This window comes from Herbaspirillum sp. B65, assembly GCF_000333555.1.
GTDB classification, from domain to species: Bacteria; Pseudomonadota; Gammaproteobacteria; order Burkholderiales; family Burkholderiaceae_D; genus Herbaspirillum; species Herbaspirillum rubrisubalbicans.
Window position 1 is genome coordinate 1 of record NZ_BADI01000211.1, and the last position, 9715, is coordinate 9715.

At 60.5% G+C, this 9715-nt stretch carries 1 protein-coding gene and 2 pseudogenes; 1 reads left to right on the forward strand and 2 read right to left on the reverse strand.

Annotated features, from left to right (window positions below):
* Together I5W_RS05320 and I5W_RS05325 are read right to left on the reverse strand one after the other, a co-directional pair.
* Positions 1 to 1817: pseudogene (locus I5W_RS05320) on the reverse strand (hypothetical protein); the annotation flags it as partial.
* Positions 1818 to 1858: 41 nt separating this feature from the next.
* Positions 1859 to 8398 (reverse strand): hypothetical protein, encoded by a 6540-nt coding sequence (locus I5W_RS05325; RefSeq protein WP_044528466.1) that lies wholly within the window; start codon positions 8396 to 8398, stop codon positions 1859 to 1861.
* Positions 8399 to 9150: 752 nt separating this feature from the next.
* Here I5W_RS05325 and I5W_RS05330 point away from each other — a divergent pair.
* A pseudogene (locus tag I5W_RS05330) lies at positions 9151 to 9715 on the forward strand (transposase); the annotation flags it as partial.

Sequence of the window (9715 nt, forward strand, 5' to 3'; positions counted from 1 at the left end):
ATCTTGATGCCATTGGCACCGGCCTTGTCGAGCTGCTCCTGGGACAAGCCCAGGGCCTTGAAGTCGGCTTTGCTCAACGGGCTGGGGTCGTCACTGGTCGGTAATGCCGGAGGGGCGTTGTCCGCTTTGTCGTCGGCGGCATCCACCAGGTGCACCACGGCCGTAATGATTTCTTGCAGGCGAGTCGGATCCTTGACGTCACTGCCTTTGATGTTTTCCGATTTCAACACTTCGAGTACGCGGACTAAGTAATCCGTCGTCGGAGTGGGCAGTTCGACGCCGATATCCTTCAGGTCATCGGCGCTGGGCTCAGCGTCGGGTGGGATGGCGCGATTGTTGTCAGCGTAACTGATGAGTTTGTCCAGGGCATCCACGGCTTTGTTGGCCAGAGATTGCAGCGCGCTCAGGCTGGTGGCCGCACTGCCATCGTCGGCGGTGGTCTGCAGCTTTTGCAGCAGAGCCTTGAGCATGGTGTCGCCGGTACCACGGATGGTGATGCCGATCTGGCGCAGGTCCTCGGTGGTGAGCGTGCTGTTGACCGCCCCGTACTGCGTCGGCAAGACATCCGGTATCGGTGCTGCTGCGGCGACCTGCATGAACTTCTGGACGATCAGTGCCAGGCGATTGAGTTCGGCGATGGTGTCGACCTTGTCGGTGCTGGCCCGATGGATGATGTCCTTGAACAGTTCCATGGCATTGGCCTTGCTGGCAGGATCGGTGAACGGCAGGTGCACACCGATGTTGTTCCAGTCTTCTTCCGTGGGCGCTGTGCCGTTGCCTTGATTGCTGTAGTCGAGCACCCGCACGGTGCTGCCGGCCATGCGTTTCAAGGCTTCCAGCGTGTTGACCTGGGTCACGACGTGAGCGGCTGTGTCGTCGTTGCGCGGCGCGCCGGTCGATGAATCGACAGTGTTGCCCTTGTTCTTGACGACGTCGATGAAGGCGTCGCGATGGCTTTGCGTGAGGATATTGTCCAGGCCAATGTTCTTGAGACTTTGGATGTCGAGCGAAGCGCCGCCGCTGTTGACTACACGGTCGTCACGACTTTCCTTGGCGGTGCGGATGAGGTCGGCGGCAGTGCGTGCCAGGGCCTCGATCTTCTCGGGCGAGCCGACCTGCTCACGCGCCCGGCCCTCGACGATGCTGTTGAGCAGCTTGAGCTTGTCGGCATCCGGCGTGGGAATGCTCTTTCTGCCGTTGTTATTGACGACTAGCTCACCCATGCCGATGCTGCTGTCGTCCAGTGCCACGCCGATCTGCAGGTAGTGCGCTGCCGTCAGGCTCGCACCGGAATCGTCGCCGGGAACCCCGTTGGCGACGCTCAGAATGTCACGGTAGGCATTGACCACGCCCTTGATCTTGCTGCGTGTATCGACATCGGATTTTTGCAGCCTGTCGATGGCCCTGTTGATGTAAGCGAGGTTGTCGGCAGTGACCAGCGGCACACCACCGAGACCGGTGATGCCGGCGTCCTGGTAGTTCTGTACGGAAGGAGCGGGCTTGGTGCCATCGTCGGCGTAGTCGGTGATGATCTTCAGCGCGGCGTTGACTTCATCGATCAGCGCCTGGAACTTCTGCACCGTGTCGATGCCGTTGACTCCGGCCCCGTTCTTGAGGGTGAACAACTTGCCTTTCACCTGCTCCAGGTTGCCGTCGCCCGGTGTGGCGTCCACGCCGCCAATGCCCAATACATGTGCGGCGCCTTGCCACACGTCTGGAGTGACGTCGGGGATATCGGCGGGTGAGGCTGCCGTCACCAGGCGCATGAAGAGGTCAATGGCCTGGCCCAGCGCGTCGATCTCACTCAGTTCATCCACTTCGGAACGGGCCTTGTACTTGAGGACGTCGTCCAGCAGTTTCAGGCGGGCTGCTTTTTCTTCAGCGGGTAATGCTGCCTCGTCGGTGGTGATGCCGCGCAGTTTGGCGCCGATGGCCTTGTAATCCTCGGCAGTCGGGTCGTCGCCGGTGGGGTCGGAACCCGTGTTGAGGTTCTTGCGTTCCTGTCTGTTGCTGATGTTGGCTTCGCTTTCATCGGCTTCCTTCGGATGTTGGCGTAGGCGGTAACCAGTTTCTGCAGTTTGCGCGGGCTATTGATCTGGCTGAAGGTGGCGGCATCGATGGCGCTCAGTGCAGCCTTGGCCAGCGCGGCATCTTCCACGCTCACGCCTGCGGCGGCGAAATCGGCGGCATCGAATTTGTCAGCAGTGACGCCATCGCCACCGATGCCATTGGCCAGGCGGCTGATCTTGGAGACGATATCCACGCTTTGCTGCAGATGGCTCACATCCAGGGCCTTGTCGCGCGGCATGGCGTCCAGCACCGCTTGTATGTTGGCCAGCAGCGCAGCAGGGCTGGCTGCATCGACTCCGGTGATGCCCAGCTTGAGCAGAATATCCACAGTGATGTTGGATGCATCGTTGCTGATCGTGTCATCGGCGGGGGCGAGCCCATCGGCGGCCTTGAGCACGACGTTGTAAGCATCGATGATCTTCTTGAGCTCCGCGGGCGGATTGACCTGGGCGCTCTTGATGGAGCTCGTGTTCAGGGCGCTGTTGATCGCTTTGAGGGCATTGCCGGGCGAGCCGGCCAGCGGCATGAGTTCTCGGAGGTCCAGGCCGATGTGCAGATAGGTGTTGGTGCTGGGTATCTTGGCGGTCGACTGGTTGTCGGCATAATTTTCCAGCTCCCGTTGGGCCCGATCGGCATTGTCTGCCAGGGTTTGCAGCTTGAGCGTGCCATTGACCTGCCCGATGATGGCCGATCCGTCGTTGGCGCTGGCCGCCAGTGCCGACAGCACGGCCGGGAAGGTCTTCGCATCCAGGCCACGGATACCGGCCTTGGACAACTCATCCAGCGTGAGCTTGCTGTCGCTGATGTCCCCCCTGAGCTGCTCGATGATCTTGCCGGCGATCCTGGCCTGCTCATTGAGCAGGCTCACGGTGTTCACCTTGTCTTTGATGGCGGCATCGACCTGAGTGTTGAGCATGGCCAATACAAGCGAGGATGTGCCCCCGAGCGGCGCCAGCAGGTCGGCATCCAGGCCGATCAAGCGGTAATCGTTGATGGTGGGCAGCTTGTCTGCACTGCTGGTATCGCTGCCGCCGACCTTGCCGGGCGCGCCATCGGCCACCTCGAAAATGCGCTGGTAAGCGCCCACAATGGATTGCACCAGGCGCGGCGAGGCTGTCTGCGCCTTTTGTACCGTCGGGCTGGCCAGCGAGGAATTGATTGCGGCCAGCTCGGTGTTGGTGCTGATCTTGTCCACGCCCATGGCGCGATAATCCGCGACCGTTGGAACGGGCGGCGAGGCGCCATCGGCTGCATCCGCGTAGGTGTTGATCTTTTGCTGGGCGGCCTGGGCAGCGTCGCTCAACTGCTTGAGCTTGGCGAAGTCGGCAATGGCGCTGCCATCGGCCGGGCTCAGGCCGATGGCGGCAATGATGGCCTGCAGCGTGCCGCTGGCGGGTTCCGTCAGGCCCAGCAAGAGCAGTTGTGCCTTGATCTCGTCGAGCTGCTGGGCGCTGGGTTCGTCTTGCGCCAGGTCCACCCCCTGGCCCTTGGCCAGCGCATGAATGGCGTTGGCGGCCCGGACCAGCGTCGAGACTTGCGTCACCGTGGCCACGTCATTGACGGTCTTGCCGTGCAGGGCGGAGTTGATCAGGTCAGTGACGTTGTCGCGGCTGGGTGCTACGGCACCGATGAGGACGTAGTCAGCGGTGCTGGGGTCGGGGGCGGCATTGGCGTTGTCACCGGCTTCGCCAAGGATGCGCAGATAGGCCTGGGCGATGTCTTGCAGGTCCTTGGGGCGGGCCACCTTGCTGCCGTTGATCTGGTCGGTGGCCAGTGCCGAGTTCAGGGCGCTGGCGCGCAGCGGGGTGTTGATGCCGACGATGCCCAGGTCCTGGTAGTCGTCCTGGTCGGGGGCGGGCCTGCTGGCATCATCGGCATAGGCCCGGATCTTGTTGGAGGCCACCACGGCCTTTTGGCCGACATCGGCCAGTTTGCTGCGACTATTGACCTGGCTGCCATCGTCGGCAGTGCCGCTGATGCCGGAACGGACGATATCCATCTGCTCTTCGGTATAGGTCGAGGAGGGTACCAGCAGCTTGAAGTCGGCGGCGCTCAGGCTGGTCTGGCCATCCTGGGCCAGGCGGACGGCACGTGCTGCGACGTCGACCAACGTGCGCAACTGGGCCACGGTATCGACCATGTTACGCTGGCTGGCGTCGACCACTTCGTTGAGCAGGGCCAGCGCGGAACTGCGGCCGTCGGTGTCGACCATCTTGTCTTTGGTGAAGACTTCCTGCAGGCTCTTGGCCACGCCAATGCGCTGGTAATCCTCCAGCGTGGGCAGATCGGTGCGATTGTTGCCGGCAATGCCGTCGGCGGCTTTCAGGATGCGGTTGTAGGAACCGACCAGGGCGGCCACCTTCTTCCAGGAATCCATGTTCGAGGCGCCGACTTCCTTGATGGCGCTGTTGATGGCGCCCAGGTTGGCGGCGGTGACGGCGTTGTTGCCAGCGGTTTCCTTGTTCTCGTAGTTCTGGAGCGTGGGGGCGACCTGTTGCGGAGCCTCCGGGTTGATCGGGGTCTCACCCTTTGCATAGCGGATCAACACCTGCAACTGGCCGATGTTCAATTCGACGATAGCCTTGATTTCATCGAGGCTGTCGACCAGGCCGGAGACCTTGCCTCGGCTTTTCAGGATATCGGGAACCTTGGTGAGGTCGGCGACGATGTCGGCCAGGTTGTCGGCCGTGACCCCGCTGATGTCAAGATTGTCGAAGTCCTGGAAGCTCAGTTCACGGTCGGGCTTGCTGCCCGCTGCTTGCTGCGCAATACGCTGCGCCGAGCCGGCGATGGTGGCCAGCTTGGCGATGGTGTCAACTTCGTCCGCCCGCTTGCCGTCCAGCACGTTGCCCAGGATGGTGGCGCCTGCCGGGCTCAATGCCGAGATCACACCCAGGGTGAGGTAATCCTCCGCCGTGGGCAGGTCCTCCTTGGCGGTGTCGGTCTTGCCATTGGCCAGGGCCAGCACCTTGTTGTAGGCGTTGGTGACGTTCTGGATCTTGGTGATGGAATTGGATTTGGCAAGGGGCAATTCTTTGAGTGCATCCACTACCGCTGCCCGGGCGACGTCAGTGTCCAATCCGAGAATACCCATGTCGAAGAAATCTTCACGGGTGGGGGCTGGCTTGGTTTCGGCATCGCCATATTCGGAAGTTTTCTTCACTGCGGCGTCGGCTTTGCCCATAGCGCGCTGGACGAATTCATTCAAGCCGGCCTGGTAGTTGATGCGGTCAGTCTTGGTCTCAAGGCTCAACTGATTGACGATGGCCGGCAGGTATTCATCCTCGATATCATGGCCCAGGACGATGTCCAGGCGCATGGTGCCGTCCGACAGCGCGGTGCGCAATGTCTTGCGCACATCGACGATGCTCTGTTCATAGGCGCTCTTGGCCGCGATCTCTGCACGCTGGGCGGCGGCCAGCACGGCTTGCTTGGCGGCTTGCTCGCTCACTCGGGCCGCGGTGAATTCGGCTTGCGCCTTGAGCACGGCTTCATGGGCTTCCAGCCGGGCAGTATTGCGCTGGATCAGCAGGCTCACCTGTTCGATGGTGCCGGTGGTGTCGGTGATGAAGGTCTGGGTGATCTCGTTATAGTTGCCGGCTGCATCGATATGACGCAGCTTGAGCACGACCTTGCCATTGCCTTCCTTGGTATCGCCTTGCAGCACCAGCTGTTCGCTGGCCTTGAGCGTGTACCAGGTACCAGTGGCAACTTTGGTCCTGATGCCGTCGGCATTGACGATGACCAGCGACGTGTTGTCGGTACCGGCGCCCGCCTGTAACTGGAAGTGCAGTTCCGCCCCGTCCGCGCGTGGGCTCGACAGTTCCAGCGCGCTGCCGGTCTGGCGGGTGATGCCATCGTTGCTGAGCACCCCATCGTCGCGACCAGCGGCCAGGCGCAGATTCAGGGCGGGGGGAGCGACATTGTCGAAGGTAAAGCGCAGCGGTGTTTCCAGGGTGTTGGCATTGCCATAGCCACCCGTGAACTGGCTGCCCTTTTGCACGACGCGGGCCTTGACCCAGATTTCACCATTGGCTTCGGTCAGCTTGTCGGTTTCATAGACAAAGCGGTTGGGGTTACTGCCAGAGGTGTTGAGCTTGGTTGGCACTTCGCGCCAAATGTCCCAGATCGGGTTGCCTTTGTCATCGAAGCTGGTGGCAATGGCCAGTTGCAGCTGTTCGCTGGCGTCGTCCAGTTGCTTGTTGAGGGCGATGCGGATGGCGCCGTTCCTGGTGAGCCTGTCGCGATCACCGTTGGTGGCAGGGAAGCTGCCGCGGTCGTTGGTGTCGTTGTAGAAAGTGTCGCTGGCCAGGCTCAACGGATCCTGGGCGGCAAAGCGGGTCATGTTGGCGGGCGTGTTCAGGTTGACTCGCACGTCGGTGCTGTTGCTGCTCCACAGGGCGTGATTGGTCCGGCTGTTGTTGCCATCGATGACGGTGACTTGGGCTGTGATGGAGCGGCTGCTATCCAGGTTGAACAGTTCTTCCCGGTTGTTGTCATCGGCCATGATGATGGCGTTGCCGCTGGCGTCGGCGCGGGTGGTCGGCAGGGTGATGCTCACTTCACGGCCCAGCCCGTCAATGGCCTTGAGCATCACGCTGACCTTGGCATTGGGCGTGGTCTTGACGCGCATGTTGCCATCGAAGAAGTCGCCCTGGTCCAGCACCAGCGGGGTGTTGGTCGGCGCATCCTGCCATTGCTTCGGATTGCTGATCACGGCATTGCGGATGGTAATGACCGGATTGGGAATGGCCACGTGGTTGTTGGCCAGGTAGTCGGCCACGGTGCTCCCATTGGGCAGCTTCTGCAGGGCATCGTAGGTGCGCTGGGCGAGCTCGCGTGCCTCCTGGTCGAGCTCGGGGTTGTCCATGATCTGTATCAGCGCTTCGCTGAAGAGTGCTCCTTGCAGCGCACTGGCACGCGGCAAGGTCTGGCCTGCCGTATTGGTGGCCCACTTCAGACCGGTACCCGCGTCATCCAGGAATTTCAGGTTATCGGCCAGGCGGGCGAGCACGACGGCCTGGTTGGGATAGGTCTTGCTGTCCAGGCGCACCAGGTTGGCAATGGCCTTGAGGGCAGCACCGTAGTTCTGTGTTTCCACGCTCAGGGCGTTGTTGAAGCTTTTTTCGGTGGTGGCGACCACTTCGCCGCCAATGGCGTCGACCTTGAAGAAGCCGCTCACCGCGTTGTTGGCCGCGGTGATGCGCTCTTCGGTCACTTCGGGCAGGTCGGCCAGCCGCAGCACGCCTTGGTCCAGGCCGGCCTTGAGTGCGGCCAGTTCGGTCAGGGCCGTGACGTTGATGGTCTGGTTCACGCCACTGGCCATGACCACTGCGCGCAGCGGTATTGTGCCCAGGTCGGTCAGTTTCAGGCTGGCTTCGTCGACGTAGTTGTCGGCCACGCCCGGGGTGTTGTCGCGTACCACCAGCAGCAACGGGCCTTTGTAGAGGGGACGGTTCAGCGTCAGGGTGTACTTGCCGTCGACCACTGCCACGGTGTCGCTCAAGGCATTGCCGAACTGGTCATAGGCCGTAACGTTCGCGTTCTTGATGGTGCCCAGCGTGGCGCTGCCCCGAACGACGGCCGCGGACGGGTCGATCGTGCCGGCGCCGCCACCACCGCCGGCGGCTGCAGGGCCAGTGCCAGTACCTGCGCTGTTGTTGCCGCCGTTAGCAGCGCTGCCAGCATTGCTGATATTGCTGCCACCGCCGCTATTGCCACTGTTGCCGGAGCTACCCCCGCCACCTCCGCCGCCACCGCCGCCGGCCGCAGCCAGCAACGCCAGCGCACCGGCTGCGAGGGGCCATTGCACGCCCCAGTTCTTGTCATGTTGTGAGTTGATTTCTGCATCGGCTATCTGGCTTTGATGATCGGGGGCCTTGGTGGGCGTGAAGTTGGGTTGCTCGGTGTTGCCGCTGTTGCCGTGGCTCTCGGTGGCGGCGCTGGGTTCGCGCTCGCCGGGTTCCACCACCACCGGCTTGTCACCGTCTTCCTCTTCCTCCTTGCGGGCCTTCTTGTTCTTGGCGTTGTTCTGGTTGTAGCGGGTGATTTCCTTGGAACTGACGGTGAGGTTGGCTTCCGGCGAGACATCGATCTTTTCGATCTGCTGGAACATGGTGGAGAACGGCAACTTGCCATCGGCGAATTGCAGTGACGAGTCCGGGGAACTGAGCGCATTGACCGCGCCGTTGTTGATGATGATGCGGTCGCCATTGACCAGGACCAGCAACAGGTCGACGTCGAGGGCACGTACGTCCTTGATGGTCTTGATGGAGATGTTCTTCAGATAGGCGTCGGCGTCGGACAGCTTCAGGACGGTGATGGTCATGGTGGTACTCCCTAGAAAGTGACTAATCGAAATCGGCTCGGAACACGGTTTCCTCCAGCTGCGCAAGCACTGCGCATTCGATCACCTGAACTTTTGTTCGCGTCGGCCATCGCGCAGGGGCGATGCGTGGGCTTGCCGTCGAAAAAAAGCTGCCGGGGCATGACGATTTGCGCTCGTCATGCCACTTCAGGTTGCGTGGATCGAAACGGGATGGAATTCTTGTTCAGTGACAAATACCCGCCATAGTGATGGCGATCATTTGTCCTGATAAGGGGATTGGTGGAATAAGAGGGAAAACTAAAAAATTAACGAAATATGCCTCTTCATATTTCGATATCTATATCGAATTATTTCTTTTATTTCTTCGAATATGTTTCGAATTCGGTATTAAAGAGGAGGGGTGATTGATGAAAAGCCGCTCTGGTAGCGGGTTTCAGTGCTCTTCTTTCGATCTGTGAGGGGCTGTTGAATATAGGGAGCGAAAAATTATTGGATTTCTCTGGAGTTTTTTGTGATGGACTGAAAATAAGTTTTTATTGAGTGCATGTGGTTCAGATCGACTGCGTAATAGGTGAATCTTCATGTCGAATTCTCACTCCAGTTCCTGATGCTGATCCGCATGAAGTGAAAGAAAATCTGCGGGTTGTGGTGGTGCGGAGTTGGCGAGCTTGAATAAAAAAGGCTCCCGATCGGGAGCGTCAGATTGATGACAAAGCCTTGGCGAAAGCCAAGGCTTTGTTGTTTAATCGGACATGCTCAAAAAACCGACAGCCGCCCAGCATGAGTTAGAGATGGTGACCATCGAGATGCTCGTGCCCAAGGACCATCTGCTGCGCAAGATCGACGCGGCGGTGGATTTCGAGTTCATCCGCGAGAAGGTGGCGCATCTGTATTGCGCCGACAATGGCCGCCCGGCACTGGACCCGGTGGTACTCTTCAAGCTCTTGTTCATCGGCTACCTCTTCGGTATCCGCAGCGAGCGCCAGCTCATCCGCGAGGTCCAGGTCAATGTGGCCTATCGCTGGTTTGCCGGATTCCGTCTGACCGACAAGGTACCGGACTCCTCCACCTTCTCCCAGAACCGGCGCCGCCGCTTCATTGATACCACCGTCTATCAAGAGATCTTCGACGAGATCGTGCGCCAGGCCATTGGACGCGGCATGGTCGATGGCCGCGTGCTCTACAGCGACAGCACCCACCTCAAGGGCAACGCCAACAAGAACAAGTTCGACTACGTTCAAGTTACCAGACACCCTCGGCCTATCTGGCCGAACTGGATGCCGCTGTGGATATCGACCGTGCCGAGCATGGCAAGAA

Bases quoted from the DNA above. Each gene is read 5' to 3' on its own strand.
- I5W_RS05325 (WP_044528466.1), bottom strand. From the start codon at position 8,398: ATGACCATCACCGTCCTGAAGCTGTCCGACGCCGACGCCTATCTGAAG.